The following is a 14,049-nucleotide window of genomic DNA, read 5'->3' as shown; positions in this document are numbered from 1 at the left end:
CTCCCGACCCGGCCTAACGGCCGGCCCACCCTCCCCCGCAGAGGGGGGGAGGGAAGGAGCGTGCACTTACCGAATCCGCTTGGCTCTCGACCGAAGCGCTTACCGACCCGGGTTGCCGTCGCGCAGGGTGCCGGTCGGCTCCTGGACGTGAGCCTCGAGGAACCAGAGGTGCTTGTCGACCGCCCGCGAGATCTCGGTGAACAGGTCGGACGTGCCGTCGTCGCCGGCCTCGTCGGTCTCGTCGATGTTCTCGCGCACCGCGTTGGCGTAGGCGGCGTAGCTGTCGATCAGCGCGGCGACGTGGTCGGCGATGGCGTAGATGCCGGTCGGGTAGGCCGGCAGCTTGGTCTTCTCGGCGACCGCCTGGGTCGAGCCGAAGGCCGTGGCGCCGAGCTGCACCGCGCGCTCCGCGACCTTGTCGTTGAAGTCGTCGAGTTCGGTGCGGAAGCCGTCCAGCATCTCGTGGATGCCGATGAACTGCGGGCCCTTGAGGTTCCAGTGCGCCTGCTTGATCGCCAGGGCGAGGTCGATGCCGTCCGCCAGCCGGGCGTTGAGCGCTTCGACCGAGACCTGCTTGGCGTTCGAATCGGTGTTGTTACGGGTCTTGTGCGAGCGAACGGTGTCGCCTTTGCCGGTCTCAGCCATGAAATCTACTCCGTGAACATGCGTGCGGACGGTCGCGAATATGCCGGTACGGCCGCGGGTCCTCATCTAACGCGATTGCGTTGCACAAACGCGACGGCGCGCCCGGTGTTCCGAGCATCCGCACGTCCGGGCGCCGCGTTTCGTCCCGGAATCCGGCGCAGCCCCCTCGGCGCTCAGCGGTGCCGGCCGGGTTTGGCCATCCAGTCGGAGCGGTTGCCCCGGGGCAGGGCCTCGCCGACCGGGATCCGCGACAGTTCGGCCGACCGGGTGGCGATCCAGCCGGTATGCTCCGCCACCGGGGTCACCGCGGTGAAGCCGCCGCAGGCGGTCCGGCGCGCACCCTGCTGCAGGGCGCCGCTCGACCAGCTGACCACGCCGACGATCCGGTAGCCGCCGGGGCCGCCGACCAGGATCGGGCCGCCGGAATCGCCCAGGCACGCGCCGGCGCCCGAAGTCTCGGCCATCCGCCGCCGGTCGGTCACCACGGTCACCCTGTTGGCGACCTGCAGCGAGCCGATGGACACGAGGTGCGCCAGCCGCAGGATCCGCGCGGAGTCGCGCCGGTTCTCGGCCACGACGCCGAAGCCCGCGATGTCCACCGGCGCGCCGGTGTCGATCGAGGCGGCCCCGCGCGGATCGAGGGGCACGTAGTCGGCGCCGAGCGGCGCTTCCAGCTTGAGCAGGGCGAGATCGACGCCCGGCTGGTCCTCCGGGGTCGTGCCGGGCACGAAGTCCGGATGCATGGTCGCGGCGATGACCTGGGTGCGGTGCTGGCGGAAGCCGCGGTCCACGCTGATGACGGTGTAGCCGGCCGGGCGCATCACGCAGTGGGCGGCGGTGAGCACGAGGTCCTGGGCGATCAGCGTGCCAGAGCAGATCTCGCCCTCGGTGCTCTCGATCCGCACCGCGAAGGTCCGGGCGCCGTTGGGGTCGCGGGTGGTGGTGCCGTTGATCACCGCGGACGCGGGCGCCGGCATCAGTCCGGCCACGGCGCCCAGCAGGGCGCTGCCGAGCCCCAGGCCGAACAGACGCTCACGGGGGCCGGCCTTGCGCATCGGGCGACGGAACATCGGGCACTCCGGGGGCGCTCGCGGCGCAAGGTGGGACGCCGCGGCCAGGGGCGCGGCGCCGAGGGAGCCTAGAGCAAGGCAATGAACCGGCCAAGCTGCGGTTCCGGATGGGCAGGTGATGCGAGTTGGAAGAAGACTTTGATCGGCAGCGGTGGAGCTTCGATCGCGTGGCCGAGCAACGGTGGATCTGTCGGCTCACACCCCGACCCCGTCATTCCGGGCTCGCCTGCGGCGCCCCGGAATGACGATTTGAGTTCTCGGCCGTCGTCTCGACTCACGAGAGCGCGAACCGCGGCCTTGCCTCGCGATTGCACGCCACGGGCGGCCCGTCAGCCGCCCCACCGCGCATCCCGGCCCCATCCCACCAACACCCGGTCGATCCAGCCGCGCTGCGGTCCCACCAGGACACCCTGGGTGAGGCCGCCGCAGGTCCCGCCGATCCAGGCGGCCAGCGCCAGGACGGCGCCGTCCGGACCGGTGATCGGGCCGCCGGAATCGCCCTGGCAGCCCCCACCGGCCGCACCCTTCAGCCAGACCAGGATGCGGCTCGGCCCGTGCGGCTCGATCACCGGCAAGCCGACGCTGCGGTAGGTTCCGGTCGAGCGCGGGTCGCCGGACTTGGCGGCGCCGTAGCCCGACAGGGTCAGGCGTTCGCCGGCCCGGGGTAGCGCGGCGCTCAAGGTCACCGGGGCGAAGCGCGCCGGCAGCGGCGTCGCGGTGCGCAGGAGCGCGAGGTCGATGGACCGCCGGCGGCCCGAGGCGCCGCCGGCATCGTAGCCCGGATGGATCGCCCGGGCCGCCACCTCGACCAGGACCGGCGCCCCGGCCTCGTCGCGAAAATGGATCCGGTGCTCCTGCCCGGCGGCGGCGCAATGGGCGGCGGTCAGCACCGTGTCGGGGGCGAGCACCACGCCGGTGCAGACGCCGCCCTTCGACGACAGGACCATCACGGCTCCGCCGGCCTGCGCCTCGGCGCCGCCGACGATCGCGCGCGCCGGGCCGGCCGCCAGCGACAGGGCCGCAGCCAGGACGGTGGCCGGGACGGTGAGGGCCGCCCGGCGGCGCTTCGGGACCGGCATTCGAGACATCCAGCGAGGGGGCAACGCGATGATCCCGATACGCGCCGACGGGGCCGTGGTCGAGCCGGTGAGCGTGGCCGAGCTGCGGGCCTACCTGCGCCTCGACGCCGACGACGGCGGCACCGAGGATGGGCTGCTCCAGGCCCTGATCACCGCGGTCCGGGCCAGCCTGGAGATCGAGGCCCGCCGCATCCTGGTCCCGGGCCGCTACCGGATCGCCCTCGATGCCTGGCCCGCCAACGGCCGGCTGGCCGTGCCGCTGAGCCCGCTCGTGGCGCTCGTCCGCGCCGGCTTCGCGGACGCCAAGGGCGTCACCGAACTCGCCGCCGGCCTGGTCCGCCTCGGGCCGGAGCCGGTGGAGGCGCCGGGCCTGCTGATCGATGCAGGCGTGCCGGACCCGGCCGGCCGGACGATCCTGATCGAGGTCGCGGCCGGGTTCGGGGGCGACGGCCCGCCGCTGCCGGCGCCGCTCCGGCTCGCGATCCTGCGGCTCGCCGCCGCCCGCTACGAGCATCGCGGCGACGAGGCGGATGCCGCCCGCACCGATGCCGCCGACCTCGCCGCACCGTTCCGACGGATGCGCCTGTGATCCGCCGCCCCGCCCGCATGCGACCGACCGGAGCAGCCCCGATGGCGCCCAATCCGCACCACCCTACGCTCGGCGCCCGGCGCCGCCGCTTCGTGCTCGAACGGCCCCTGGAGCAGCCCGACGGGTTCGGGGGCGTGCTGCGCCGCTTCGTGGCCGGCCCGGTCCTGTGGGGCGCGATCACCCCGGCGGGCCTCGCCGACCGCCCGGCGGGGGGCCGGACCGACACGCTGCCCGCCTACCGAGTCACCCTGCGCGCCGGGGTCGCCCTCGACCCGACCATGCGGCTGGCCGCCGGCCCGCGCCGCTTCGCGATCCGCGCGGTCAGCGAGCCGGACGCGAGGGGCCGCGACCGCGTCTGCCACGTCGAGGAGCTGGCCCGGGAGAGCGCGTCGTGAGCGACCCCAGCCCGCTCCTGGCCCTGCGCGCCGGCCTGATCGCCCGCTTCTCCGGCGACGCCGCGCTGGCCGCCCTGCTCGGCGGAAAAGTCCGGCTCCACGACGAGCCGCCCCGGGGTTCGGTGCCGGTCTACGCCCTGTTCGGCGACACCGAGAGCGTGGACGATTCCGTCGACGGCGCCGAGCGCCATCGCCACAGCCACGCCATCGCGGTGATCGCCAAGCCCGGCTCGGTCCGCACCGCGCTGGACGCGGCCGCGCGCATGGCCGCGCTCCTCACCGACGCCGCCCCGCCGCTCCAGGGCTGCCGCCTCGTCACCCTGCGGGTGCGGGCGATCACGGCGAGCCGCGACGCCCGCACCGGCGAGGCCCGCGCCACCCTGACGATCGAGGCCGTCACCGAGGTTCTTTGAGGTGGGCGCGGTGCCTGCCCCCCACGCCTCGTTCCCGGACGCCTGGAACGCCAGTGGAAGGCGATGCGACGACGTTCGATTCCAAAGCATGGGGAGGGCCCGATGGGCGCACAGAAGGGCAAGGACCTGCTGCTCCGGGCCGGCGACGGCGCGGGCGGTTTTGTGGCGGTGGCGGGCCTGCGCACCCGGCAGATCACCCTCAACGCCGAGACCGTGGATGTCACCAACGCGGACTCCACCGGCCGCTGGCGCGAGCTGCTGGCGGGCGCCGGCGTGCGCCGGGCCGCGATCGCCGGATCCGGGGTTTTTCGCGATCAGGCCTCGGACATTCGGTTGCGGCTGATCTTCTTCGAGGGCGCGATCGAGACCTTCCAGGTGGTCGTGCCGGCCTTCGGAACCCTGGAGGGCCCGTTCCAGATCGCGAGCCTCGAATACCGGGGCGACCATGCCGGCGAGGTCACCTTCGACATCAGCCTCGACTCGGCGGGCGTGCTCGCCTTCACGGCGGCCTGAGCCATGGCCAACCGGATTCGCGGCGAGGTGCCGCTTCAGCTCGCCGGCCAGCGCTACACCCTGTGCCTGACCCTCGGCGCGCTGGCCGAGCTGGAGGGCGCGCTCAAGGCCGGCGACCTCGTCGGCCTGGCCGAGCGCTTCGACGGCGGCCGGGTCTCGGCCCGGGACCTGATCGCCCTGCTGGGCGCGGCCCTGCGCGGCGGCGGCCACGCCCTCGACGACGACGCGGTGGCGCGCCTGCCCCTCGCCGGTGGGCTGGACGCGGTCTCGACCGCCCTGGCCGAAGTCCTCGCCGCCGCCTTCGGGGAGGCGCCGGGCCTCGCAAACCCTCGGTAGGGCCGGCGCCAGACGGTTTTGCGTCGGCGCCGGCTCGAACCTCGGCCTTCCCGTGGGACGACGCCCTGACTCTCGGCCTCGGCGCGCTCGGCTGGAGCCCGGCCGCCTTCTGGGCGGCGACGCCCCGGGAGTTCGCCGCCGCGCTCGGCCGCCGGCGCGGCCCGGAGCCCCTGAGCCGCGCCGCGTTCGAGCGCCTGCTCGCCGCCTATCCGGATCCGGGCCCGTGAACGGAGCCGGGGCTCTGCCCCGGCACCCCGCCAAAGGGCCGAGCCCTTTGGGATCCCGGGTTTCGGCGCCACGCTAACCCCGACCAACCAGGAGGGCCGCCCGATGAGCGACGCCGACCCCGATCCGCAGGATGCCGCCCGGATCAAGCAGCTCGCGACCTTGGACCAGCTCGCCAAGAATTTCGGACGCAGCCTGGATTCGGCGCTCACCCGCGGGGCCGCCTCGGGACGCAGCCTCGACGGCGTGCTCGGCACGATCGGCAGCAAGCTCGCCGGCGCGGCGGCCCGGGCGGCCTCCGGCCCGATCCGCTCCGGCATCACCGGCCTGGTCAACGCCGTGCTCGGGGCGGGCGCCGGCAGCGAGACCGGCTTCGCCCGGGGCGGCGTGCTCCGGGGCGGGCAGGTCCAGCCCTTCGCGGCCGGCGGGGTCGTGGCCGCGCCGACCTACTTCCCGATGGCGAACGGGGCCGGCCTGATGGGCGAGGCCGGCCCCGAGGCGATCCTGCCGCTCAACCGCGGCCCGGACGGCCGCCTCGGCGTCGCTGCCGGCGCCCCCGCTTCCCGGCCGGTCTCGGTGACGGTCAACATCGCCACCCCCGACCCCGGCGCCTTCCGCCGTTCGGAGGCGCAGGTGACGGCGAGCCTCGCCCGCGCCGTGGCGCGAGGGCAGCGGGCGACGTAAGGGCATACCTGTTGGACAAGCCTGGAATTGGTCCTGTGCCGGGTCCGCGCATTGTCGAGACGCGGAGGCCCTGCTACGTCGTTCTCAGTGCAGTCGAGAGGAGGAGCCGATGGCTATCCTGTCCCGAGATTTCGGCGGGGTGAAGCTGTCCGGCCGCGATGCGGAGACGTTCCTGCGCCAAGTGGCCTCGAGCGAGAAGCAACAGGTTGTGCTGGCCTCGCTCGAGAGAGGGCGTAAACTGCAGCGATCGATGACCGAAACGGGCAAGGTCGCTGTCGATGCAGGAAACGACGCCGGCGGTAAGTAATCATTCGCCCTATATCATTCGTCCTATGCGACAGGGCGACTGCAAAGTGGCATTTGCCCTTGCGGACGAGCGGCACAAGCCGTTGAAGATATTCTTTCGCAGAGATTCGGAGCGTGCCAGCGCTCAGCTGATCACGCAGACCTACGTCGCAGTCCCGGAGGATCCCGCGGATAGGCGCATCCTCGGCTTCATCAGCCTGATGAGCGCGGAGATCGCCTTGGGCGGGACCTACTCCGTCAAAGGAAAGCCGAGGGCTGACCGCTATCCCAGCCAGCCCGCCATTCGGATTGCCCGTTTGGCGGTTGCGGACGGTACGCGCGGAAGTGGAATCGGCCGAGATCTCCTGTCTTTGTCACTCAGCATCGCCGTCGATCGAGTTTGCACCAGCGTCGGCTGCCGCTTCCTGATCACGAACGCCAAGCAGGAATCCGTGGGCTTCTACGACAAGCAGGGCTTCACGATGCTGGATACCGACAGCAACCGTGCCTCGCCCGCGCCAGTCATGTGGCTGGACCTTCAGCCCTACGTATCAAGCTCGGGTTGAGTCGTCTGCTCACGACGGCGCGCGAGCGAGCGCCTGCACGTCGCCCCGCCTGTCACGACCGGGCGACGTGATCGCCCCTTCTCACGCCGCCTTGCTGGCCGCCGCCTCGCGGGCGCGGCTGCGGCGTCCGTCGACGCTGACCGGGGGGACGCCTTCGATGGTGACCCGGCGCACCACCCGGGGCTGGTCGCCATAATCGTCCACCGCGCGGTGCACCGTCGCCCGGTTGTCCCAGATCGCCACGTCGCCCAGCCGCCAGGACCAGCGCACCGTGTTCTCGGGCCGGGTCGCGTGGTCGGTGAAGATCGCGAGCAGGTGCTGCGAATCCGAGGTCGTGAGCCCGAGGATGCGCTGGATGAAGTGCCCGACGATCAGCGAGCGCTCGCCGGTCTCCGGATGGACGTGCACCAGCGGGTGCTCGGTCTCGTAGACGGTCCGGGTGAAGACCTCGTTGTAGCGCTGGCGGCCGGCCTCCGGGGCGTTCACGCGCCCGCCGACGTAATCGTAGACATTGGAATGCAGCGCCCAGAGCCGGTCGGCGAGGTCGCGCAATGTCTCGGGCAGCTCCGCGTAGGCCGCCGCCGTGTTGGCCCAGAGGGTGTCGCCGCCATAGGCCGGCAGGGTCACGGCCCGCAGGATCGAGATCGCCGGATAGGCCGGCACGAAGGTCACGTCGGTGTGCCAGGAACTCGCCCGCTCGCCCCGGCTGCCGTCGAGGTCGAGGACGCCGGACGTGCCGGCGAGCGACGGCACGGTCGGGTGTGGGACGAGGTCGCCGAGCCGCCGGCCGAACGCCTCCTGGCCGGCCTCGTCGAGGCTCTGGTCGCGGAAGAACACCACCTTGTGGGTGACCAGCGCCTGGCGGATCGCCGCCACCGTCCCGGCGTCGAGGTCGCCCGAGAGCGCGACGCCGCGGATCTCCGCGCCGATGCGGCCGGCGACCCGGCCGATGTCGAGGTTGGGGTGCAGCGGCTGCGGGACGGCGCTCATCGTAAGGCTCCTCGGTGGATCGGGGACGACGTACGCCTGCCGGGAAAGATCTTGCGAGATCTGCCGGAGATCAAGGTCTTCGAAGAAGCGTCCGTCGTCTTCGATGATCTTCGCCCTGGCGCGGTCGGTTGTCGATGAACGGCGTTTCCGAAGTTTCGCCCGTTTCCAAAAGACTCTTCCCGGCCGGCGGTGGCCGGCAGGACGTGCCTTCTCCGACCCAATCTCCGGGATCATCGCGCCATGGCCGACGCCTTCCACGAGGTGCTGTTTCCCCTCGACGTGTCGCTGCGCGGCAGTGGCGGGCCGCAGCGGCTCACCGAGATCGTCACGCTGGCCTCGGGGCGGGAGCACCGCAACGGCCGCTGGGCCGATTCCCGCCGCCGCTACGATGCCGGGTTCGGGGTGCGCGGGCTCGATGCGCTCCACGCCGTGCTGGCCTTCTTCGAGGAGCGCCGCGGGAGGCTCTACGGCTTCCGCTACCGCGACCGCGTCGATTTCCGCTCCGGGCCGCCCGGGCGGGCGATCGGCCCCCTGGACCAGCCGCTCGGCACCGGCGACGGCGCCACGGCGGCGTTCGCGCTGACCAAGTCCTACGGGTCCGGCTTCGCGCCCTATCGCCGGCGCATCGCCAAGCCGGTGTCCGGCAGCGTCCGGGTGGCGGTGGCCGGCCGGGAGGTCGGCGCCGACGCCTTCGCGTGCGACCCGGCCACCGGGCTCGTGACCTTCGCGGGCGGGCACGTCCCCGCCAAGGGCGCCGCCGTCACGGCGGGCTTCGCCTTCGACGTGCCGGTCCGGTTCGACACCGACGACCTCACCATCGACCTCGCAGCCTTCACGGCCGGCGAGATCCCCAAGGTGCCGCTGGTCGAGATCGTGCCGTGAGGGACGCAGATTTCGGATCGTCCGATCGGCCGCGAAAAGGCGCGGGTCCCCTCTCCCGTGCGGGAGAGGGACAGGGTGAGGGGTGCGACCTCTCCGGACAGACCTGACCCCTCACCCCAGCCCTCTCCCGCACGGGAGAGGGCGCGCGTCGAGCTCTGCAAAAGCTGTCGCGCCTCAAACTGGAGTCGCCCGTAGGTGCCTTAAGGGGAAAAAGATGCGCGATATTCCAAGTGCCTTTGCGGCCCATCTCGCGGGCGGCGTCACCACCCTGTGCCGGTGCTGGACCCTGCACCGGCGGGACGGCGTCGCGCTGGGCTTCACCGACCATGACCGCGACCTGACCCTCGCGGGCCTGGTCCACGCCGCCCGCACCGGGCTGGAGGCCGCCGAGGCCAGCGCCGAATCCGGCTTCGCGGTCTCCGGCGGCGATGTGGCCGGGGCGCTGAGTTCCCTGGGGCTGACCGAGGCCGACATCGCCGGCGGCCTCTACGACGGCGCCACGGTGGAGACCTGGCTGGTCGACTGGACCAATCCCGGGACGCGCCTGCTGCTCGATGTCGGCACGATCGGCGAGGTGCGCCGGGAGGGCGACGCCTTCGTGGCGGAGCTGCGCGGCCTCGCCCACCGGCTCGGGGCCGAGCGCGGCCGGACCTTCCGGGCGACCTGCGGCGCCGATCTCGGCGATGGCCGCTGCCGGGTCGATCTCGCGGCCTGGCGCACAACCGGACGGGTCACCGGCCTGCCCGAACCCGCGACCCTCGCGGTGGCCCTGGCCGGCAGCTTCGCGGACGGGCTGTTCACCGGCGGAACGCTCACCTGGACGGCCGGCGCCAATGCCGGCCTCAAGGCCGATGTGCGGCTCCAGCTCGACGCGCTCCTCGAATTGTGGACCGCGCCGCCCCGGCCGGTGGCGGCGGGCGATGCGTTCAGCCTCACCGCCGGCTGCGACAAGCGGCTGGCGACCTGCCGGGACCGCTTCGCCAACGCGGTCAACTTCCAGGGCTTCCCGCACATGCCCGGCAACGACGCGGTGATGCGGGCGGTGCCGGGCTCGGAGCCCGTCCTCGACGGCGGGAGCCTGTTCCGATGAGCGCGATGCCAAGGGATATCAGCCCGGACATGGGCGCGGCCGCCCTCGGCGAGGCGCGGCTGTGGCTCGGCACGCCCTACCGGCACCAGGCCTCCCTGCGCGGGGTCGGCTGCGACTGCCTGGGCCTGCTGCGCGGGGTCTGGCGCGGGCTCTACGGCGCCGAGCCGGAACCGGTGCCGCCCTATGCCGCCACCTGGGCCGAATCCGCCGCCGCGGGGACCGATCCCCTCACCGAGGCGGCGGCGCGCCACCTCGTGCCGGTGCCCTCCGTCGGCGATCCACCTCGGCCGGGCGACGTGCTGCTCTTCGCCTTCCGCCGCCACCTCCCGGCCCGCCACTGCGCCATCGCCACCGGCGACGACGCCATGATCCACGCCCACGACCACGCCACGGTCGCCGAGGTCGCGCTCACGGCGTGGTGGCGCCGGCACCTGACCGGGGTGTTCCGGTTTCCGCAGGCCCCTTACGAGGTGCCGGTCGCCACGGTCAGCTTGACGCCGAGCGCGTCCATGTCGAGGCTTCCCGCGCCGTCATCGCGAGCGTAGCGAAGCGACCCAGGGACACGCCACCCTTCGAGATCGCGCGCGGCACTGAGTTGCTCCGCTACGCTCGCAATGACGGTTGAGGCGGTGGCGATCACTGCGAACGCACACCGCATCAGGCAAGTCAGGCCGCCGTGGCGACGCGCAGCTCGACGTGCAGCCCGGCCGCATCGAGCATCGCGACCAGCGTGTCGATCGCGAACAGGTCGATCTTGCCACGCATCAAATCCGAGACGCGCGGCTGGGTGACACCCAGGATCTTCGCAGCCTGCGACTGGTTCAGGCCGGATTGTTCGATGTGATTGCGCAGAGCCATCATCAACTGCGAGCGGAGGCGCATATGCGCGGCCTCCGCCGGCGTATCCTCGATCGCGTCCCAGACGCTGTCGAAGCGTGTCTCCGTCATCACAGTAACTCCTGGACGTACTCGGCGTAGCGGCGTTTGGCCGTGGCGATGTCGGCAAGTGTCGTTTTCCGGGTCGTCTTGCGGAAGCAATGCAGGACGACCACGGTGCCGGAAAACTTGGCCACGTAGATCACCCGGAAGGCGCCATCCGGCTCCCGGATGCGGATCTCGCGGACGCCCGAACCGATCGTCGACATCGGTTTCCAGTCGTCCGGATCAAGGCCGGACTGAACGCGATCGATCTGATGTCCGGCGGCGCGGCGCGCATCCCTGGGAAAGGCGCGCAGGTCGTCGAGCGCACCCCCGCGAAACACCACGCCTTTGGGCCGCTCGACCACGACGCCATCCAGCTCATCGACGCCTCAGACCACGATTTATACAAGAACTTGTATATTTCCGCAATCGCTGCGAACCACCCCCGCCCCGGAGCCCGCCATGGCCACCCTGATCCTATCCACGGCGGGCGCCGCGGTGGGGACCGCGCTCGGCGGCCCGATCGGATCCGTGGTCGGGCGCGTGCTCGGGGCGGCCGCGGGGGCGGGGCTCGACGGGATGCTGTCGGGCTCCGGGCGGCACACGCGCTTCGTCGAGGGGCCGCGGCTCGCCGACGTCGCCGGCCTGTCCTCCACGGAGGGCGATCCCATCCCGCGGGTCTACGGGCGGGCGAAGATCGGCGGCAGCCTGATCTGGGCGACGCGCGCCCGCGAGGTCGCCAACACGACGGTGGAGCGCGCGGCCTCCGCCTCCAAGGGCGCGGGCGGCCAGAAGACCGTGCGCACCCGCTACGCCTACTTCGCCAACCTCGCGGTCGGCCTGTGCGAGGGCGAGATCGCGATGGTCCGCCGGATCTGGGCGGACGGCAGGGAGATCGATCAGGTTGGGATCACCCTGCGGGTCCATGCCGGCGGCCCCGACCAGGCGCCGGACCCGCTGATCGTCGCGAAAGAAGGCGCCGAGAACGCCCCGGCCTATCGCGGCCTCGCCTACGTGGTGTTCGAGAACCTGCCGCTCGCCGATTTCGGCAACCGCGTGCCGCAGTTCGCCTTCGAGGTGGTCCGCCCGGTCAACGGCCTGTACCACCGGATCCGCGCCGTCGACCTGATCCCGGGGGCCGGCGAGTTCGCCCTCGATCCGAACCGCGTCACCGTCGATCTCGGCCTCGGCCGGACCGAGGCGGCCAACCGGCACCAGCTCCAGCGCGCCACCGACGTCACCGCCTCCCTCGACGCGCTTCAGGCCCTGTGCCCGAACCTGCGCCGGGTCGCCGTGGTGGCGACGTGGTTCGGCACCGATCTGCGCGCCGGCGCCTGCCGGGTGGTGCCGAAGGTCGAGACCCGGGGCAAGCGCACCACGCCGGAGGCCTGGAGCGTCGCCGGGATCACCCGCGACAAGGCGGACGTGGTCTCGACCCTGCCGGACGGTACGCCCGCCTATGGCGGCACCCCCTCGGATGCCGGTCTGACCCGGCTGGTGGCCGAGCTCGCCGCCCGCGGCCTGGACGTGCTGCTCTACCCGTTCGTGATGATGGACGTACCGGCCGACAACGGCCTGCCCGATCCGCGCGTGCCCGGTGGAACCCAGCCGCCCTATCCCTGGCGCGGGCGCATCACCTGCGACCCGGCCCCGGGCGTCTCCGGAAGCCCGGACGGCACCGCCGCCGCGGAGGCGCAGGTCCAGGGTTTCTTCGCGAACGGCTACCGCGCGGCGGTGCTGCATTATGCCGGCCTCGCAGCCCTGTGGGCGGCCTCCGGTGTCCGGATCGCCGGCTTCGTGATCGGCAGCGAGCTCGTCGGCCTCACCCGGGTGCAGGGTGCCGCCGGCTACCCGGCTGTCCAGGCCCTCCGGTCCCTCGCCGCGGATCTGCGCGGCCGGCTCGGGTCCGGCGTCACGCTGGTCTACGGCGCGGACTGGACCGAGTACGGCGCCCATGTCCGGGACGGGGGCACCACGATCCGCTTCCCGCTGGACGACCTGTTCGCCGACCCCAACATCGGCGCGGTCGGGATCGACTGGTATCCGCCGGTCACCGATTGGCGCGACGCGCCGGAGCACGCCGACCTCGCGGTCGCGGGCGACATCGCCGACCGCGCCTACCTGAAGGCCCGGGTCGCCTCCGGCGAGGCGTTCGACTGGTACTACGCCGACGCCGCCGGGCGCGCCGCCCAGGACCGCCGGCCGATCCGGGACGGCGCCTACGGCAAGCCGTGGATCTTCCGGCCCAAGGACCTCATCGGCTGGTGGTCGAACCCGCATGTCGAGCGCGACGGCGGCGTCGAGACCCGGGCCACCGCCTGGGTGCCGAAGGCCAAGCCGATCTGGCTCACCGAGGTCGGGGTGCCGGCGGTGGACAAGGGCACCAACGGCCCCAACGTCTTCCCCGACCCGAAATCCGCCGAGGGCGCCTACCCGCCGGAATCGCGGGCCCTGCGCGACGAGCTGATCCAGCTGCGCGGGCTCGAGGCCGTGATCGCCCGGTTCGACCCGGAAGCGGCGGGCTTCGCGGAGGCCGACAACCCGGTCTCGCCGGTCTATGGCGGCCGGATGGTCGATCCGGGATCGATCTTCGTCTGGTCCTGGGACGCGCGGCCGTTCCCCGCCTTCCCGGCGGTTCAGAAGGTCTGGGCCGACACCGCCAACTGGCGGGTCGGCCATTGGATCACGGGACGGATCGAGGGCTGCGACCTCGACCTGCTGGTCCTGAAGATCCTGGCGGAGCTCGGCTTCGACGCGCCGGTCGCCGTGGAGGCCGCCGCCTTCCTCGACGGCTACGTCGTCGACCGGCCGCTCTCGGCACGCGCCGCCCTGGAGACCCTGGCGCAGGTCTACGGCCTCGACGTCTCGGCGGTGGCCGGGCGCCTGCACCTGCGCGGGCCCCGCCGCGACCGGCCGGTGGTGCTGGCGGAAGCCGACCTCGTCCGCCTGTCGGAGGACAAGCCGGTCCTGCGGCAGGTGCGGGCCGAGGAGAGCGCCCTGCCGCGCTCGGTCACCTTCGGCATCACCGACTCCGAGAGTCCGGATTACCGCCGCGCCGCGGCCGCCGCGATCCGGCCGGTGGGCCAGCGGCGGCGCGAGACCCGGATCGAGGCGGCGATCGTCACCCGCCGGGAGACCGGCGACGACCTCGCCGAGGCGATGCTCGACCGGGTCATCGCGGCCCGGGACAGCGCGGTCTTCACGGTGAGCCCGCGCCGGGTCGAGCTTGAGCCCGGCGACCTGCTGGCGGTGCCGGCCGACGTGCCGGGCGGGACGGTGCTGCGCAGGATCGACCGGATCGACGACGCCCCCACCGGCCGCCGGATCGAGGCGGGCGGCGTCGATCCGGTCGATCCTGCGCAGCAC

Annotated in this window: 18 protein-coding genes and 1 pseudogene; 13 read left to right on the top strand and 6 right to left on the bottom strand. The window is 72.7% G+C overall.

Translation table 11 applies throughout. From position 1 onward, the window contains the following. Positions 1 to 99: 99 nt before the first annotated feature. From dps to FV233_RS24675, 3 genes are all read right to left on the bottom strand, one after another. Positions 100 to 645, bottom strand: a complete 546-nt coding sequence (gene dps, locus FV233_RS24685) for a DNA starvation/stationary phase protection protein Dps (RefSeq protein ID WP_147857305.1) — start codon at positions 643 to 645, stop codon at positions 100 to 102. Between the two features lie 173 nt (positions 646 to 818). Beyond that, entirely contained in the window at positions 819 to 1,715 is an 897-nt protein-coding gene (locus FV233_RS24680; protein WP_147857306.1) for a trypsin-like serine protease, read from the bottom strand. 329 nt (positions 1,716 to 2,044) lie between these two features. Continuing rightward, entirely contained in the window at positions 2,045 to 2,794 is a 750-nt protein-coding gene (locus tag FV233_RS24675; protein WP_147899074.1) for a trypsin-like serine protease, read from the bottom strand. Between the two features lie 28 nt (positions 2,795 to 2,822). On the opposite strand from FV233_RS24675, the gene FV233_RS24670 reads away from it, so the two are divergent. From FV233_RS24670 to FV233_RS24630, 9 genes and pseudogenes are all read left to right on the top strand, one after another. Further along, positions 2,823 to 3,383, top strand: a complete 561-nt coding sequence (locus FV233_RS24670) for a hypothetical protein (protein ID WP_147899073.1) — start codon at positions 2,823 to 2,825, stop codon at positions 3,381 to 3,383. 41 nt (positions 3,384 to 3,424) lie between these two features. Next, the gene (locus tag FV233_RS24665) at positions 3,425 to 3,778 is read left to right on the top strand and encodes a head-tail adaptor protein (RefSeq protein WP_147899072.1); all 354 of its coding nucleotides are present in this window, start codon (positions 3,425 to 3,427) and stop codon (positions 3,776 to 3,778) included. Then, positions 3,775 to 4,191, top strand: a complete 417-nt coding sequence (locus FV233_RS24660) for a DUF3168 domain-containing protein (RefSeq protein WP_147899071.1) — start codon at positions 3,775 to 3,777, stop codon at positions 4,189 to 4,191. The genes FV233_RS24665 and FV233_RS24660 overlap by 4 nt, the downstream gene beginning before the upstream one ends. Before the next feature lie 102 nt (positions 4,192 to 4,293). Continuing rightward, on the top strand, positions 4,294 to 4,704 hold the full coding sequence (locus tag FV233_RS24655; RefSeq protein ID WP_147857901.1) for a phage major tail protein, TP901-1 family: 411 nt from the start codon (positions 4,294 to 4,296) through the stop codon (positions 4,702 to 4,704). Positions 4,705 to 4,707: 3 nt separating this feature from the next. After that, positions 4,708 to 5,040: a gene transfer agent family protein gene (locus FV233_RS24650; RefSeq protein ID WP_147899070.1), complete on the top strand. Its 333-nt coding sequence runs from the start codon at positions 4,708 to 4,710 to the stop codon at positions 5,038 to 5,040. Between the two features lie 41 nt (positions 5,041 to 5,081). Beyond that, positions 5,082 to 5,267 (top strand): annotated as a pseudogene (locus tag FV233_RS24645) (rcc01693 family protein); the annotation flags it as partial. A gap of 103 nt (positions 5,268 to 5,370) precedes the next feature. Next, on the top strand, positions 5,371 to 5,949 hold the full coding sequence (locus tag FV233_RS24640) for a phage tail tape measure protein (protein ID WP_147899069.1): 579 nt from the start codon (positions 5,371 to 5,373) through the stop codon (positions 5,947 to 5,949). A gap of 109 nt (positions 5,950 to 6,058) precedes the next feature. Next, entirely contained in the window at positions 6,059 to 6,256 is a 198-nt protein-coding gene (locus FV233_RS24635) for a hypothetical protein (protein WP_147899068.1), read from the top strand. Next, on the top strand, positions 6,228 to 6,800 hold the full coding sequence (locus FV233_RS24630; RefSeq protein ID WP_147899067.1) for a GNAT family N-acetyltransferase: 573 nt from the start codon (positions 6,228 to 6,230) through the stop codon (positions 6,798 to 6,800). Before FV233_RS24635 ends, FV233_RS24630 begins: the two co-directional genes overlap by 29 nt. Positions 6,801 to 6,881: 81 nt before the next feature. On the opposite strand, the gene FV233_RS24625 is transcribed toward FV233_RS24630, so the two are convergent. Continuing rightward, a complete protein-coding gene (locus FV233_RS24625; RefSeq protein ID WP_147899066.1) occupies positions 6,882 to 7,790 on the bottom strand; it encodes a TauD/TfdA family dioxygenase in 909 nt (302 codons plus the stop codon). Positions 7,791 to 8,030: 240 nt separating this feature from the next. Here FV233_RS24625 and FV233_RS24620 point away from each other — a divergent pair, with 240 nt between their 5' ends. From FV233_RS24620 to FV233_RS24610, 3 genes are all read left to right on the top strand, one after another. Beyond that, on the top strand, positions 8,031 to 8,672 hold the full coding sequence (locus tag FV233_RS24620; RefSeq protein ID WP_147899065.1) for a DUF2460 domain-containing protein: 642 nt from the start codon (positions 8,031 to 8,033) through the stop codon (positions 8,670 to 8,672). Positions 8,673 to 8,886: 214 nt separating this feature from the next. Then, positions 8,887 to 9,762 carry a DUF2163 domain-containing protein gene (locus FV233_RS24615; RefSeq protein WP_147899064.1) on the top strand — a complete coding sequence of 292 codons (876 nt, stop codon included), beginning with the start codon at positions 8,887 to 8,889 and terminating at the stop codon, positions 9,760 to 9,762. 5 nt (positions 9,763 to 9,767) lie between these two features. Beyond that, positions 9,768 to 10,307, top strand: a complete 540-nt coding sequence (locus tag FV233_RS24610; protein WP_147899075.1) for an NlpC/P60 family protein — start codon at positions 9,768 to 9,770, stop codon at positions 10,305 to 10,307. Positions 10,308 to 10,428: 121 nt separating this feature from the next. Here the strand turns inward: FV233_RS24610 and FV233_RS24605 are convergent, their stop codons facing one another. Together FV233_RS24605 and FV233_RS24600 are read right to left on the bottom strand one after the other, a co-directional pair. Further along, entirely contained in the window at positions 10,429 to 10,710 is a 282-nt protein-coding gene (locus tag FV233_RS24605; RefSeq protein WP_147857502.1) for an XRE family transcriptional regulator, read from the bottom strand. Beyond that, positions 10,710 to 11,048, bottom strand: coding sequence for a type II toxin-antitoxin system RelE/ParE family toxin (locus FV233_RS24600; RefSeq protein ID WP_147857503.1), 339 nt, complete (start codon positions 11,046 to 11,048; stop codon positions 10,710 to 10,712). Before FV233_RS24600 ends, FV233_RS24605 begins: the two co-directional genes overlap by 1 nt. Positions 11,049 to 11,145: 97 nt before the next feature. Here FV233_RS24600 and FV233_RS24595 point away from each other — a divergent pair. Further along, a partial coding sequence (locus FV233_RS24595; protein ID WP_147899063.1) for a glycoside hydrolase/phage tail family protein occupies positions 11,146 to 14,049 on the top strand: 2,904 nt, incomplete at its 3' end.

The organism is Methylobacterium sp. WL7 (assembly GCF_008040085.1).
Classification (GTDB): Bacteria; Pseudomonadota; Alphaproteobacteria; order Rhizobiales; family Beijerinckiaceae; genus Methylobacterium; species Methylobacterium mesophilicum.
Note: the sequence above shows the minus strand (reverse complement) of the source record. Positions and strands in the feature narration are given on the sequence as shown.